This is a genomic window from Rhodoferax sp. GW822-FHT04A08 (assembly GCF_058801025.1).
Map to the genome: position 1 here is coordinate 25,355 of NZ_JBXAMW010000006.1, position 14,044 is coordinate 39,398.

Genomic DNA, 14,044 nt, shown 5'->3' on the forward strand with positions numbered 1-14,044 from the left:
GAAGAAAACCGCTGAATTGTGATCAACCCCCTATTATCCCGTTCAAAACCTGCATGTCTCTGACAGATACTGGTGGAAGCAAAATTCCCGCTCAGCTATCCTGGCAGCATGGTCACTGACCTGCCTCAAAACCATGGCCTGCAAGTTCGGCAACACTGCCCTGCGCAATCCCCTAGAAAGACATTTTCATGAAACGTGACCGTTCCCAAACCGCTTCCAGCCACAGCGACGTGCAACCCATCAGCCACGACGTGCTGAAGGAGAAATACCTCAAACCGGGTGAAACGGGACTGGAAGACGTGTTTCGGCGCGTAGCCCGTGCCTTGGCCAGTGTGGAAAAGGAGTCCGAGCGCGGCCATTTCGAAGCCGTGTTCCTGGAAAACCTGTACGCAGGCGCCATTGGTGCCGGGCGCATCATGAGTGCCGCCGGGACCGACATCCAGGCCACTCTGATCAATTGCTTTGTGCAGCCCGTGGGTGATTGCATCCAGGGCGTGGACGACGCGGGCTACCCCGGCATCTACGAGGCCTTGCGCGAGGCCGCAGAAACCATGCGCCGTGGCGGTGGCGTGGGCTATGACTTTTCGCGCATCCGCCCCAAGGGCGCCGAGGTCAAGGGCACCCACTCCATGGCCTCCGGCCCCTGCAGCTACATCAATGTATTTGACCAGTCCTGCTCCACGGTGGAGAGCGCCGGGGCACGCCGGGGCGCGCAGATGGGTGTGTTGCGTATCGACCATCCGGACGTATTGGAGTTCATTACCGCCAAACGCACGCCGGGGCGCTGGAACAACTTCAACGTGTCAGTTGGCATGCCCGACAGCTTCATGCGCGCGCTGGACGACAACGCCTCCTGGGAGCTGGTGCACCGCGCCAAGCCCGGTGCCGATCTCATGGCCCAAGGTGCCTATCAGCGTGCCGACGGTATGTGGGTGTACCGCACGCTGCCTGCCCGCGAGCTGTGGGACACGGTGATGCGCTCCACCTATGACTTTGCCGAGCCCGGCATCCTGTTCCTGGACCACATCAACGAAGACAACAACCTGTCGTATTGCGAAGACATTGCGGCCACCAATCCCTGTGGCGAGCAACCGCTGCCGCCGTATGGCTGTTGCGACCTGGGCCCCATCATCCTGACGCGCTTTGTGCGCAATGCCTTTGGCTTTGACGGTATTGCCGCGTTTGACTTTGAGGCATTTGCCAAATCGGTGGCAACCCAGGTGCGCGCACTGGACAACGTGCTGGACGTGACTTTCTGGCCGCTGCCGCAGCAGCGTGAGGAAGCCGCCGCCAAGCGCCGCATCGGTGTGGGCTTCACCGGCATGGGCAACACACTGACCATGCTGTGCCTGCGCTATGACTCGGCCGAAGCCCGCGAAATGGCCAAGCGCATTGCCACCTGCATGCGCGATGCGGCGTACCGCGCGTCGGTCGAGCTGGCGCAGGAAAAGGGTGCCTTCCCCAAGTTTGACGCTGAGGGCTACCTCAAGGCAGGCACATTTGCCAGCCGCCTGCCAGCCGACATCCAGGCATCCATCCGTGAACATGGCATCCGCAACAGCCACCTGCTGTCCATCGCGCCCACGGGCACCGTGAGCTTGGCATTTGCAGACAATGCATCCAACGGCATCGAACCAGCGTTTTCCTGGATGTACCGCCGCAAGAAACGGGAATCCGATGGCAGCACCAGCGAATACGCGGTGGAAGACCATTCCTGGCGCCTGTACCGCGAGCTGGGTGGCGATGTGAACAAGTTGCCCGACTACTTTGTGTCGGCGCTGGACATGGCGGCATCTGACCACATTGCCATGATGGAAGCGGTGCAGCCGCTGGTGGACACGGCCATTTCCAAGACCGTGAACGTGCCCGCCGATTACCCATACGAGGACTTCAAGGGCCTGTACCAGCAGGCGTGGCGTGCCCGTCTCAAGGGACTGGCAACCTACCGACCCAACGCCATCCTGGGTTCCGTGCTGGATACCGGCACACCCAAGCCGCCGCCAGCTGCCGATTCCATGGCCGCTCCGGCCGACCCCATGCGCACCGTGATCGAAAAGCGGCCCAAGGGCGGCTTGTCTGCCGTGGCGGAGAAGGTGGAATACTGGACCCAGGAAGGCCACAAGACGCTGTACATCGTGGTCTCCTTCCTGCCGGTGCCCACGGCCGACGGCAAGGGCACGGTGCAGCGCGCCATCGAATTCTTCATGCCCCTGGGGCAGAGTGGCGAGTCGCAGCAATGGATCACCTCCAGCATGCGCCTGCTGTCACTGGCGGCACGCGGCGGCTTTCTGGAGCGTGCGTTGCGCGATATGCGCAAGGTTGCCTGGGACCGTGGCCCAGTGCGGCTGGGCACGTACCAGAAGGCCGATGGTGGCTTGGTGCCCCTGTGGCACGATTCGGAAGTGGCGGCCATTGCCTATGCCATCCAGCAGATCATCGCGCACCGCAACGAGAGCGCAAGCCATGCCGACACTGCGGTAGCGCCTGCACCCGCTGCTCCGGTAGTAGCCACACCGGCCATGCCACCGGCGATGGTGGGCAAGAAGTGCGGTGAATGCGGGGCCTATGCGGTGATCCGCAAGGACGGGTGCGACTACTGCACCCAGTGTGGCCATGTGGGTACTTGCGGTTGAGGCACTTCTAGAAGTTCACCTCTAATTTGTTGCATTGCAGCAAAAAGCGCTTGCATACGGCAGAAATCGCCGTAAGATTGCGTCCATGCTGCACTGCAACATAAGTTGATCTGGTCCATGTTCGTAGCGCAGAAGTTTCTTAACCCTTTTGGAGAATCGCATGACTACATTGAACGTTGAACAAATCCTGGCTGCCAACAAGACTGCCGTTGCCGAAGCCCAGGCCCTGGCTGCATCCGCATTTGCCGGTTTTGAAAAGCTGGTCGCACTGAACCTGGCTGCTACCAAGTCCGCTCTGTTTGACACCGCTGACCTGACTTCCGTGCTGAGCGCCAAGTCCCCCACCGACGCGCTGGCTGCCCAAGCTTCGCTGATCAAGCCCCTGGCTGAAAAGTCCATCGCTTATGGCCGCTCGGTCTACGCCATTGCCTCCGAAACCAGCGCTGAACTGGCTGCTGCTGCCGAAGGCAAGTTTGCCGAAGCCCAAAAGACTGCTACCGCTGCACTGGACAACCTGGCCAAGAACGCTCCTGCCGGTACCGAGTCCGTGGTGGCCGTGGTGAAGTCCGCTGTGGCTGCCAGCCAGAACGCACTGGACACCGCCAAGGCATCTGCCAAGAAGGCTGTGGAAGTTGCTGAAAAGCAAGCCAATGCCGTGACCGACAACGTGCTGAACGCCGTCAAGACCAACAGCCGCAAGAAGTAATTCAAGCTGCTGTACGGAGCCCTTGCGGCTCCAAAAACAAGAGGCCACCAGCGCAAGCGGGTGGCCTTTTTCATGCCTGCTCCACGGCGGGCGCAGACGGTCCGGCTCAGCGCAGTGCAGGCTTGGATTGGCTGGATGCCACATCTTTTTCGAATTGGGCCATGGCCGCTTCGGTCAGTGCGTCGCCTGCCCATTCCACCAGACTCGACGGTGGCAAGGTGGCTGCGGCTGCGCCACAGGCAATCAGCCGCGCCAGCACATCGGGCGACTTGATACTGGCAGCCAGCAGTGCCGGACCTTCGTTCTGCAGGGCCACACAGGCCTGCATCAGGGGCCAGACATCGCGTCCGTCTGCTACCAGGCGGCCAATATACGGCGCCACATACTGGGCCTGGTGGGCCTGCGCCCAAAGCAGTTGTACCGGGTTGGACAGGCCGGTCAGCAATATAGCCTGGTCGCGCGACTGCATGGCCCGGATGCAGGGCAGCCAGTCCGTGTGGCAAGGCAGTTTGATGGTCAGTGTCACGCCCACATCCGCCGCCTTGGCGCCCAGCACGTCCAGCCACTGAAGAGCCTCCGTGGCATCAGGCCTTGGCAGTTGCAGCATCAGCTCGGGCAAGCCCGCGTCTGCCACAGCCTGCAGCAGCCCGGTGTAAGTTGACAGCGTCACGCTCAGCCCGGCCTGCAGGACCAGGCTGGGGTTGGTGGTCACCCCTTGCACCGGAGGGCAGGAAGCGGGCAGGGCCCAGGAAGCGGGCAGGGCGGAATCAAGAAACAGTTTCACGGTAGTTACCTTTGCGTAGGTCGGCGAATGGCTAATGTAGTGGCAAAATTCGTTGCGTTCTGCGCCCCATGGCGCGTCCGTGCCGCCACGGCATTGGCAACGTACCGTTCCATCCATTCAACATCTTGGTATTGCGCATTCCATGACATCCATTTACGTACTTGGTGAAGCTTTGATGGACTGCGTTGCCAGGCCGGACGGCCTGCTGCATCCCCATGTGGGCGGCAGCCCATTCAACCTGGCCAGGGCAGCAGCGTTGCGCGGGGCAAGCGTCCACTTTCTCAACCGCTTCTCGCAAGACACGTTTGGCGACCAGATGCTGGCCCAGTTGCGCAAAGACCAGGTGCAGACCACCTTGGGTGACAGCCGCTTGCCCACCTCACTGGCGGTGGTTCAGGTGAAGGATGGCCAGCCCAGCTATGGTTTTTACCGCGAAGGCATTGCCGATCGCGATTACCGCGTGGACGAAGTGCTGCGCGCGCTGTCGGTGGGGACTCCGGGCGTGTTGCATACCGGCTCCCTGATGCTGGTGCCACCCGAGCATGAAAAGGTACTGGAGATCCTGCAGGGCGCCAAGGCGCGCGGCTGGGTGATCAGTGTGGATGTGAATCTGCGCCCCAAGCTGGCGGCGGATCTGGCAACCTATGTGGCAGCGGTGAAAGCCGTGGCCTCCCTGGCTGACTGGGTCAAGGCCAGTGATGAGGATCTGCAACTGCTGGGATTCGCTGAAGCCAGCAAGCGCACCGCCGCAGACATCGCCAAGTCTTTCGCGGCCCATGGCGCCAGCCGCATCGCATTGACCTTTGGCGCTGAGGGTGCCTGGCTCAGTGTGGACGGCCATGTTGCAGAAGATGTGGCTCCCAGGGTCCGTGTGGTCGATACCGTGGGCGCCGGAGATACTTTCTGGGGCAACTGCCTGGCCGAATGGACGCTGGAGCAGAACGGCGCTGGCGCGCGGGTCGCATCCACTCTGCAAAACGCCATGCGTGCGGCGGCCATCAACTGCACGCGCGCGGGCTGCCAGCCGCCCACGCGAGCCGAACTGTTCGGACCGTCACAACAACAGTAGCGCTTCTGTCGTCAGAACCGGGGTGTCCACTGGCAGGCCATTTCCAATGGCATGGGTTTGGCAAACAGATAACCCTGGGCGTAATCGCATCCCATGCGCAGTAGTGCCGTCGCCGTCTCACGGTCTTCGATGCCTTCTGCCACGCTGCTCAGGCCCAGTCGTTTGGAGAGCTCCAGTGCGGCCTTGACGATCTGAAAGCTGCGCTCTGAAGTGTGCATCTGCTGCACAAAACTCTTGTCGATCTTGAGACTGGAAAACGGCAGGGTCTGCAAATAATCCAGGCCCGCATAGCCGGTACCAAAGTCGTCCAATGCAATGCCCACGCCCAAGGCGCGTAGACGCTGGGTGATGTCGGTCACTTGGTCCAGACTGGTGATGACCGTGGTTTCGGTGAGTTCTATACGCAGCTCGTGGGGCGGCATGTCCATGGCGCCCAGGCGCTGCTGCACACTTTCCACAATGCCGTCCTGGCACAACTCCGGGCCCGACAGGTTGAGGCTGACAAAGGGCGTTTGTCCCGGCGCTGGATTGCACAGCTCCCGCAGGCGGGGCCAGTCGAGCATGCCCCGGCGCAGCACCCAGTCGCCGATGCGGTGGATCAGGCCGGTTTTCTCAGCCAGGGGAATGAACTCGTCGGGATTGACCAGCCCCATGGTCGGGTGGCGCCAGCGCACCAGGCCCTCAAAGCCGTTCACGGTGTTGCTGGAGAGGCTGATGATGGGTTGGTAAAACAGCTCCAGTTGGCTTGAGCCAATGGCCGCGGACAGGTCGTGCGCCAGGGACAGGGTCCTCACGGCTGCCGCATGCAGGTCGGGTGTGGAGTAGTGCTCGCCCGCGACATTCAGGTTGACCGGTGTGCCGGACGAAGATTGGGATTTGCCGCTGCTGCTGCGAAAGCGTTCCAGCAACAGGCGCAGCAAGTACTGGATTACCGGATCTGCGCGCACCAGCAGTTCCTCCACGTGCACACGGTCAATGCGGATCAGGCTGGTGGGCATGAGGGTCTTGACGGTGGCTGTGCGAGGTTGGTGGTCCAGCAAGGCCACTTCACCGAACATGGCGCCTTCAGCCAGCACCGCCAGGCGCACGGGTGTGTCCGGCGGGCCGCTCAGTATCTCGACGCAACCACTTTCAATGACGTAGGCTGCATCCCCCGAATCACCAGTTTGAAACACTGTGGCATGGGTATCCAGATACTCTCGCTTGAAGCCGCTCGTACTTGCGTTCATTACTCTCCCCAGGAGCCCGCATCGTGCACGGCTTGGCCCAGGTGGTCAACTGCATTCAGGCCCAGTGAACGCAAGCATGGTTTTCGTACCACGTTGCCAATTGGGGATTTACAGAGGTTTCGATGCGATTACGTCGGATTTTCATGGTCGGGGTGAGGAACCCGTTTTCCACCGACCAGGGCTCCGGCACCACCACCAGCATGCGCAGATTCTCGTATTCGGCCAGTACGCTGTTGGTGTCCTTGAGCAATTGGGTCAAGGCGCGTTCCACTTCGGCCCGCACTTCGGGTGTACCAACGCGGGGCCGCACATCTTCCGCCAACACCACCATGCCGAAAGCCGATGCCTGGCCCATGCCCGAGACCATGCTCATTTCGACCAGTGGGTGGGTGTTGAGCAGGTTCTCTATGGGGGCCGGCGCCACGTACTTGCCCTTGGATGTCTTGAAGATCTCTTTCACGCGGCCGGTCAGCATCAGCAGACCGTCAGCAGTGCGGGTGCCCTTGTCTCCGGTGTGAAAGAAACCGTCCTGGGTAAACACCTCCGCATTGAGCTCCGGCCGTTTGTAGTAGCCCACCATGCAGCCGGGCGACTTGATCAGCACCTCGCCGTCATCACCCATTCGCACTTCCACGCCAGGCAAAGGGATGCCTACACAGCCCGGCGCATTGAATTGCGGTGTCGAGGCATGCGAGTACGCAAAGTCCTCGGTCATGGCGTAGCCTTCCATGAGGTTCAGACCCAGGCGACGGTACCAGTGGATCAGCTCGGCGGGAATCGGAGCAGAGCCGCTCGAAGCCAGCATGACTTGATCCAGCCCCAGGCCTTTGAGCACCTTGCGCCCAACCAGCCTTCCCAACAGCGGAATGCTGAGCAAACGGTCCAGTTTTTTTGCGGGAATCTTGGCAAAAACTCCTTGCTGGAACTTCAGCCACAGACGTGGCACCGACTGGAATACGGTAGGCCGCGCACGATTGAGGTCGGCCAGAAAGGTTTCCTGCGATTCGGCGAAGAAGACATGCGTGCGGCCATCCACCAGCGAGGCGCATTCGATCCAGGCACGTTCAAAAATATGCGCCAGCGGCAGGTAGGACAGTACCCGCATTTCCTCTTCCGCCTTCAGGTACTGCTGCAAGTAATGGCACATGCCTACGCTGGCATCGGTGGCGGCCTGGAAGCTGTGCATCACGCCCTTGGGTTCGCCGGTGGAGCCGGACGTGTACATCAGCAAGGCAATGTCGGTGGGCGCGCGCTGGACCTTGCCGGTCAGTGGTGAAGTGCGTCGGGTAATCGAGTCCCAGCTTTCGAATGGAGTCGCGGGTGCCAGTGGCATGGCAATACAGGCCAGGCTGGCTGGCACGCCTGCGGCCTGCTGCTGCCATGTGTCGAGCTTGCCAACAAACAGCAGGCTGGCGCCGCTGTGTTCGAGCACGAAGCGGATGGTGGTGGCAGTTTCTGTCGGGTAGATTGCAACGGTGGTGCCGCCTGCGAGCCAGATGGCCAACTCGGCGATGAAGAAGTGGGCACAGTTCTTGGACAGTATGGCAATGCGCGCGCCTGGCTCCAGGCCCAGCGACTTGATGTGCGTGGCCATGCGCCGTGCCTGGTCCATGGTCTGGGCCCAGGTGTAGTCTTTCACCTGGCCACCGCCCAATGGTTGCGACAGAAAGATGTGGTCCGAACGCGCAGCTTCATGCGCGTAAACATAGTCCAGCATCAGATTACTTGTCGCCACGTACCTCTCCTTGTTTTCTTGTGGGTATGACAGGCATTGTCCGGATAAATCACCGAGGCGATTCGGTGATTTCCCTATTCACGTTAGCCCCAAGAGCCAGCGGCGCAGGGGCTTTGCGGCGGCGTGTTCCAATGACGTAATGAATCCAGACGCACACACCATATGGCGCGCACCGCAGTGGGCATTTGCCATATTGCTGGCCCTGCTGGGCATGCTGGGGCCGTTCTCCATAGACACTTATCTGCCGGCCTTTTCAGGAATCGCTTTGTCACTGCAGGCCACGCCGGTGCAGATGCAACAGACCTTGTCGGCCTACCTGTTTGGCTTTGCGTTCATGAGCCTGTTTCATGGCGCCATCTCCGACAGTGTGGGGCGCAAACCGGTGGTGCTGTGGGGCTTGACCGCCTTCACGCTGGCCTCGATCGGTTGCGCGTTGGCCCATAGCATCGGGCAACTCGTCTTCTTCCGTGCCGTGCAGGGGCTGTCCACGGGCGCAGGCATCGTGGTGTCACGGGCGATCGTGCGCGACATGTATCCCCCGTCGCAGGCGCAGAAGGTCATGAGCCAGGTCACCATCTTCTTTGGTGCGGCGCCAGCCATTGCGCCCATGTTGGGCGGATGGTTACTGGTGCACGCCGGCTGGCAGGCCATCTTCTGGTTTCTGTGCGGCGTCGGGGTGGTCTTGTGGCTGGCCATCTACCGCCTGTTGCCCGAGACACTGCATGTGGCGCAGCGCCAGCATTTCCATCCCAGGAATTTGCTGGCGGGGTACTGGAAGCTGGGCTCCGATCCGCGTTTCTTTCTGCTGGCGCTGGCCAGCGGTATCCCGTTCAACGGCATGTTCCTGTATGTGCTGAGCGCGCCTGTGTTCCTGGGGGATCATCTGGGGCTGCCGCCAGCGCATTTCTTCTGGTTTTTCTTGTTGACCATAGGCGGCATCATGGCCGGGGCGTGGGTGAGCGGGCAGGTCGCTGGCAAGCTCAGTCCCAAGCGCCAGATCCGCAATGGTTTTCTCATCATGCTGGGCATTGGTGTGATCAATCTGCTGGCCAATATGCTGTTTGCCCCGCATGTGGGATGGGCCATGTTGCCCATGTGCATCTTCGCCTTTGGCTGGGCCATGATGGTGCCGGTGGTCACTCTGCTGGTGCTGGACCTGCACCCTGAGCGGCGCGGCATGGCGTCGAGCCTGCAGATGTTCATTGGCTCCACGGCCAATGGCGTGGTGGCTGGTCTGATCTCGCCCCTGGTCATGCACTCCACCGTTGCACTGGCAGCCACGTCGGTCGGGCTGGCATGCATTGGCGTGGTGGCTTGGCTGGTGATCCGTCGGCGCTGGCCCGAGATCGGGCAACACACGGTGCATGTGTGAGCGTCGGGAAGAGTTGTAAGCAAACATTACATCCCCGGAATTTCCTCTGCTGACTCATAGAATGGGAAAACGGCACATTTGCCGATTTGGAGGAGATTTCCATGTCCAAGCAATCCATTGCAACAGCGCTACTGGTCTGCAGTCTGTTCGGCGCATCCGCGCAGACAACCCTTGTCAAGGTGGAAGACAGGCCCGTGACAACAACGTCCACATCCCGGTTGGTCAGCTCCTACAGCACCTTTGCGGGCTCTCAAAGCAACGCAAAGGCACTGGTTCAGGGCCTGGAAAGCGGTCAGAGCGTGACACTGGCTCCAACTGGCGTGCAAACCCCAACCAATCAGCCAGTCACGTTCACTCCGGCGACGGCCAAGCTGAGCCCGGGGGAGGTGAATATTGCACTTTCCCTGGCAAAGGCCGAGTTGAGCAAGGCAGGCATTACCCAGCCAAGCCCGGCGCAACTGGCGGCGGCCCTGAATGGGGGCAGCGTCACCAGTCCCACCGGTTCACAAGTTCAGATGACGGGTGTGCTGTCTGAGCGAAGTGCCGGTATGGGATGGGGACAGATTGCCCATGCATTGGGCTTCAAGCTGGGCGCGCTGGTCAGCGCTTCCAAGACCGATCAAGCCGGCCAGAAGGAAAAGCATGAATCCAATAGCCGTGAGAATGCCCGAAAGGGTGATTCCGCCGATGGGTCGCATGCGGGTGGCAACGGCGGCGGTGACGGAGGCAGCCACGGCGGCGGCAAAAAATAGCGCGTTTTTTCAGATACCAACCCCAACGAAAATAAACCATGACCCACTTCAACAACCCCTCTACCCTGAAAACTTCCTCACTCGTACTGCTGCTTTGCCTTGCAGCGCTGTCTTCACCCGTGTTGGCTGAAAAACCCGACTGGGCTGGCAATGGCAAAGGCAAGAAGAAGCAGGTGCAGGAAGAGCAGGCCAACGTGGATATCCAGATCGGAGCTTATTTCGGTGAGCGCCAGCGTGCCGCTGCATCCGAGTATTACGAAGCCCAGGGGCGGGCTGGCAAGTGCCCTCCGGGACTGGCCAAGAAACACAACGGATGCCAACCGCCCGGACAAGCCAAGAAATGGAAGCTTGGACAGCGGCTGGAGCGTGACGTGGTGGTCTACCCCGTGCCGCAAGACGTGGTGGTCCGAATAGGTCTTCCGCCTGCGGGCTACCGCTATGTGCGTGTCCTCAACGATGTGCTGCTGGTGGCGGTGGGCTCCAACATGGTGGTTGATGCCATCGAAGATTTGATGCGGTAGGTGGCTTAAAAAGGGCTGCATCGTTATACTGTTTAAATGTACAGTATTTCGAAGTAAGCCTTGCCATGTCTGCCTTGGCGCGTACCTCCGCCGATTCGCTGCACGGCATCCATGCCGATGTCTGGCACGCGCACGCGCTGGCTTCACCTGCGCAGCAGGTGCAGGCCACGGGCGATGCGGTACTGGATGCGCAGCTGCCCGGTGGGGGCTGGCCGGTGGGGGCGCTGACGGAAATCCTGCAGCCTGTGGGCGCGCACTGTGAGTGGCGTCTGTTGCTGCCCGCGCTGGCGCAGTGCGGGCAAGGTCCGGTGGTGCTGGTGGCGCCGCCGCATGTGCCGTTTGTGCCTGCTCTGGCGGCCCAGGGGCTGGTTGCGCACCGCTTGCTGTCGGTTGGCGCGCAGCCCGTGGGCTCTCGCCTGTGGGCTTGCGAGCAGGCGCTGCGCTGTGCCGATGTGGACGCAGTGCTGGCGTGGTTGCCACAGGTGCGCAGCGACCAGCTCAGGCGCTTGCAGATGGCCGCGGCAGAGCACAGCAAATTGTTGTTTGTCATGCGGCCGGCCTCTGCGTTTGCAGATGCGTCACCGGCAGCGCTACGGCTGCAGGTTCAGCCCCAGCAGGAAGCGGACGCGCTGCAGATCCATCTGCTCAAGCGCCGGGGACCGCCGCTGGACAAACCGCTGCATCTGCAGGCGCGTTCGGCGCGCATGCAGGTACAACTCGCATCAAGCCAGGCCTATGCACTGGATCGCACTGCAGCTTTCGCATAAACCGCTTGTACCCGTTGCCGGCGCAGATGCTGCGGTACTGGTAGATGCGGACACGGCACTGGCCTGGTGGGCCTTGCGCTTCACCCCGCTGGTGGCGCGCATGGACACATCGCTGGTGCTGGAGGTGTCCCAAAGCGAGCGGCTCTTTGGCGGCCGCGCTTCGCTGCTGCAGCAGTTGCTGGAAAGCGAGGCGTGTGTGATGCTGGACCATGCACAAGGGGCGACAGCCCTGCTGGCCTTGGCGCGGCTGTGGGCCCGTGCGCCGGACGCGCCCATTCACAGCTTGCCGCTGCATAGCTTGGCGGCTGCGCGCGAGCATCTGCCCACCCTGCAGCGTCTGGGGTGCAACACCTGGGGGCAGCTGCGTGCCCTGCCACGCGGCGGATTGGTGCGGCGCTTTGGTGCGGGACTGGTGGACGCGCTGGATTGCGCCTACGGTCTGCGTCCCGAGGTCTATCCGTGGCTCACACTGCCCGATGTGTTTGCACAGCGGCTGGAGCTGTCTGCTGCCGTGGAGTCGGCCAGTGCATTGCTGTTCGGTGCACGCCGCTTGCTGGCGCAATTGCTGGTGTGGTTGCGTGCACGCCAGCGTGGCGTGCAGGAACTGGAGTTGCTGTGGGAACTGGATGCACGGCGCTCCAACGCCCAGCACATCGATGCCTACCATGATGGCAGTTCACAAGGGCGCATGCTGGTGCGCACGGCAGAGTCCACGCAGGATATGCAACACCTGCAGCGCCTGCTGGGTGAGCAACTGGCGCAGGTCACACTGCCGGCACCTGTGCTCTATCTGCACTTGCGTACCGTGCAAACACAGGCCTTGCACGGCGAGTCGCACAGTCTGTTGCCAGAGGACGTGCGCAAGGGCGACAGCCTGCACCAGATGCTGGAACGCCTGGGTGCACGCCTGGGGCGCGAGCAGGTAACGTGCGTGCAGCAGCAGGAACGACACTGCCCGGAACACATGCAAGTGTGGGCACCTTGGTCATCCGCATCCGGCAAACCGTCGTCTGCTCCGACATGCGTGCGCGCCAACGCAACACATGGCGCAGCGCAGATGGGAGGTGATGCGGGATTGGACAACGCGCTGTTGCCCACATGGCTGCTACCGGTGCCGTTGCCGCTTGGCGTCAAGCAGCAATGCCCGCAGTACCACGGCCCTCTGATACTGCTGGCCGGGCCGCAGCGCATTGAAGCCGGTTGGCTCGAAGACAACAGCATCGCACTGCGCGACTACTTCGTGGCGCGCAGCGAGCATGCCGGTCTGGTGTGGATTTACCGTGAACGCCTGGGGCGCACACACGCCCACAAAAAAACCAGCGCCGAGCCGGGTCTGCGCTGGTTCCTGCACGGCCTGTTTGCCTGATGCAAACACCGTGGTTGCTGTGAAGCTGTGAAAGCCGGCTTAGAAGCGCCAGCCCAGACCCACACCGACCAGCAGAGGATCCACGCGCAACGAACCCAGGCTATTGCCACCCGCGTTGATGTTGGTACCAATCAGGACCTTCTTCACGTCGAAGTTGAAGTACATATTGCCCGACAGAGGAATGTCCACGCCCACTTGCAACGCGCCGCCCCAGCTGGAGCCGTCGGTCGTCACCGCGCCGCCCAGAATGTCATTGGCAGTGAACTTGGTGTAGTTGATACCGGCACCCACATAAGGCTTGTAGCCGTTGAGGTTGAAGTGGTATTGCACCAGCAGAGTGGGAGGCAGTTGCGAGAGTGTGCCGATCTTGTTACCGTTCAAACGCACGTCATGCTGTTGTGGCACCGTCAGAATCAGTTCTGCGGCGATATTCGGTGTGAAAAAGTAGCTGAAGTCCACTTCGGGCAGAACGATGTCATTGACGCTCAAGCCCAAGCCGGTGGAATCCGTATTGGCGCTGGAGAGGCTGACTGCGCGTGCGCGAACCATCCACGGTCCTTCCTTGGCTTGTGCAAATGCCTGCGTGCTTACCAAAGAGGCGGCAGCGATAGCCAAAGCGGTCAGAACGTGTTTTTTCATATGGAATACCTTTATGTAGTTGCCTAGGGAAATACCTAGTAGCAATTTCACAATAGATACATATGGATGTGTTTGCGAAAAATCAAAGCCAGTAGAGAAAGCGCATATACACAAGCTACGTTTCATGTGCCACGGCAGTAAACACCACGAAAAAAACAAGAATGCGTTCGTTGGTCATCGTGATCGGCATACTCTGTGCCGCAACCGCATGGGCTCAAACAGCCACCACCGTACCAGCAGCCAAAGTCAGTGTCGCTGCACCCGCCAAGACCGCTGCCACAGGTGGCGCAGGCAAGGTCTGGGTCAATAGCAGCTCCAAGATCTACCACTGTGAAGGCTCCAAGTTCTATGGAAAGACCAAGTCCGGCGAATACATGAGCGAGGCGGAAGCCAAGGCCAAAGGCAACCACCCGGTCAAGGGCCAGGCTTGCGCGAAGTAGGCAATCAATCATCTAATGATCTAATGCAAAC

13 protein-coding genes are annotated in these 14,044 nt (G+C 61.0%); 9 read left to right on the top strand and 4 right to left on the bottom strand.

Annotated elements, in window-relative coordinates; translation table 11 throughout:
• Positions 1-188: 188 nt before the first annotated feature.
• Positions 189-2,633, top strand: a complete 2,445-nt coding sequence (locus AC1RMF_RS13305) for an adenosylcobalamin-dependent ribonucleoside-diphosphate reductase (RefSeq protein WP_493142022.1) — start codon at positions 189-191, stop codon at positions 2,631-2,633.
• Between the two features lie 160 nt (positions 2,634-2,793).
• A complete protein-coding gene (gene phaP / locus AC1RMF_RS13310) occupies positions 2,794-3,339 on the top strand; it encodes a TIGR01841 family phasin (protein WP_493142024.1) in 546 nt (181 codons plus the stop codon).
• Between the two features lie 106 nt (positions 3,340-3,445).
• Here phaP and AC1RMF_RS13315 read toward each other — a convergent pair whose 3' ends face one another.
• A complete protein-coding gene (locus tag AC1RMF_RS13315; RefSeq protein WP_493142025.1) occupies positions 3,446-4,123 on the bottom strand; it encodes a transaldolase family protein in 678 nt (225 codons plus the stop codon).
• Between the two features lie 142 nt (positions 4,124-4,265).
• Between AC1RMF_RS13315 and AC1RMF_RS13320 the strand changes: the two genes are divergently transcribed.
• Positions 4,266-5,192 carry a PfkB family carbohydrate kinase gene (locus tag AC1RMF_RS13320; RefSeq protein ID WP_493142027.1) on the top strand — a complete coding sequence of 309 codons (927 nt, stop codon included), beginning with the start codon at positions 4,266-4,268 and terminating at the stop codon, positions 5,190-5,192.
• 11 nt (positions 5,193-5,203) lie between these two features.
• On the opposite strand, the gene AC1RMF_RS13325 is transcribed toward AC1RMF_RS13320, so the two are convergent.
• Complete coding sequence (locus tag AC1RMF_RS13325; protein ID WP_493142028.1) at positions 5,204-6,421, bottom strand: EAL domain-containing protein; 1,218 nt, start codon at positions 6,419-6,421, stop codon at positions 5,204-5,206.
• A gap of 55 nt (positions 6,422-6,476) precedes the next feature.
• Complete coding sequence (locus AC1RMF_RS13330; RefSeq protein WP_493142029.1) at positions 6,477-8,156, bottom strand: AMP-binding protein; 1,680 nt, start codon at positions 8,154-8,156, stop codon at positions 6,477-6,479.
• A 139-nt stretch (positions 8,157-8,295) separates the two neighbouring features.
• Here AC1RMF_RS13330 and AC1RMF_RS13335 point away from each other — a divergent pair, with 139 nt between their 5' ends.
• From AC1RMF_RS13335 to AC1RMF_RS13355, 5 genes are all read left to right on the top strand, one after another.
• On the top strand, positions 8,296-9,528 hold the full coding sequence (locus tag AC1RMF_RS13335; RefSeq protein ID WP_342620955.1) for a multidrug effflux MFS transporter: 1,233 nt from the start codon (positions 8,296-8,298) through the stop codon (positions 9,526-9,528).
• Positions 9,529-9,629: 101 nt separating this feature from the next.
• Positions 9,630-10,280 carry a hypothetical protein gene (locus tag AC1RMF_RS13340; protein WP_493142031.1) on the top strand — a complete coding sequence of 217 codons (651 nt, stop codon included), beginning with the start codon at positions 9,630-9,632 and terminating at the stop codon, positions 10,278-10,280.
• 38 nt (positions 10,281-10,318) lie between these two features.
• Positions 10,319-10,801 (top strand): hypothetical protein, encoded by a 483-nt coding sequence (locus AC1RMF_RS13345; RefSeq protein ID WP_493142033.1) that lies wholly within the window; start codon positions 10,319-10,321, stop codon positions 10,799-10,801.
• A 65-nt stretch (positions 10,802-10,866) separates the two neighbouring features.
• A complete protein-coding gene (gene imuA / locus AC1RMF_RS13350) occupies positions 10,867-11,568 on the top strand; it encodes a translesion DNA synthesis-associated protein ImuA (protein WP_493142035.1) in 702 nt (233 codons plus the stop codon).
• Positions 11,537-12,934, top strand: coding sequence for a Y-family DNA polymerase (locus AC1RMF_RS13355; protein WP_493142037.1), 1,398 nt, complete (start codon positions 11,537-11,539; stop codon positions 12,932-12,934). Before imuA ends, AC1RMF_RS13355 begins: the two co-directional genes overlap by 32 nt.
• Positions 12,935-12,973: 39 nt before the next feature.
• Here AC1RMF_RS13355 and AC1RMF_RS13360 read toward each other — a convergent pair whose 3' ends face one another.
• Positions 12,974-13,573 (bottom strand): OmpW/AlkL family protein, encoded by a 600-nt coding sequence (locus tag AC1RMF_RS13360; RefSeq protein ID WP_342620960.1) that lies wholly within the window; start codon positions 13,571-13,573, stop codon positions 12,974-12,976.
• Between the two features lie 161 nt (positions 13,574-13,734).
• On the opposite strand from AC1RMF_RS13360, the gene AC1RMF_RS13365 reads away from it, so the two are divergent.
• Positions 13,735-14,013, top strand: a complete 279-nt coding sequence (locus AC1RMF_RS13365; RefSeq protein ID WP_493142038.1) for a hypothetical protein — start codon at positions 13,735-13,737, stop codon at positions 14,011-14,013.
• Positions 14,014-14,044 lie beyond the last annotated feature (31 nt).

Bases quoted from the DNA above. Each gene is read 5' to 3' on its own strand.
- AC1RMF_RS13305 (WP_493142022.1), top strand. From the start codon at position 189: ATGAAACGTGACCGTTCCCAAACCGCTTCCAGCCACAGCGACGTGCAA.
- phaP (WP_493142024.1), top strand. From the start codon at position 2,794: ATGACTACATTGAACGTTGAACAAATCCTGGCTGCCAACAAGACTGCC.
- AC1RMF_RS13320 (WP_493142027.1), top strand. From the start codon at position 4,266: ATGACATCCATTTACGTACTTGGTGAAGCTTTGATGGACTGCGTTGCC.
- AC1RMF_RS13325 (WP_493142028.1), bottom strand. From the start codon at position 6,421: ATGAACGCAAGTACGAGCGGCTTCAAGCGAGAGTATCTGGATACCCAT.
- AC1RMF_RS13335 (WP_342620955.1), top strand. From the start codon at position 8,296: ATGAATCCAGACGCACACACCATATGGCGCGCACCGCAGTGGGCATTT.
- AC1RMF_RS13340 (WP_493142031.1), top strand. From the start codon at position 9,630: ATGTCCAAGCAATCCATTGCAACAGCGCTACTGGTCTGCAGTCTGTTC.
- AC1RMF_RS13345 (WP_493142033.1), top strand. From the start codon at position 10,319: ATGACCCACTTCAACAACCCCTCTACCCTGAAAACTTCCTCACTCGTA.
- imuA (WP_493142035.1), top strand. From the start codon at position 10,867: ATGTCTGCCTTGGCGCGTACCTCCGCCGATTCGCTGCACGGCATCCAT.
- AC1RMF_RS13355 (WP_493142037.1), top strand. From the start codon at position 11,537: ATGCACTGGATCGCACTGCAGCTTTCGCATAAACCGCTTGTACCCGTT.
- AC1RMF_RS13360 (WP_342620960.1), bottom strand. From the start codon at position 13,573: ATGAAAAAACACGTTCTGACCGCTTTGGCTATCGCTGCCGCCTCTTTG.
- AC1RMF_RS13365 (WP_493142038.1), top strand. From the start codon at position 13,735: ATGCGTTCGTTGGTCATCGTGATCGGCATACTCTGTGCCGCAACCGCA.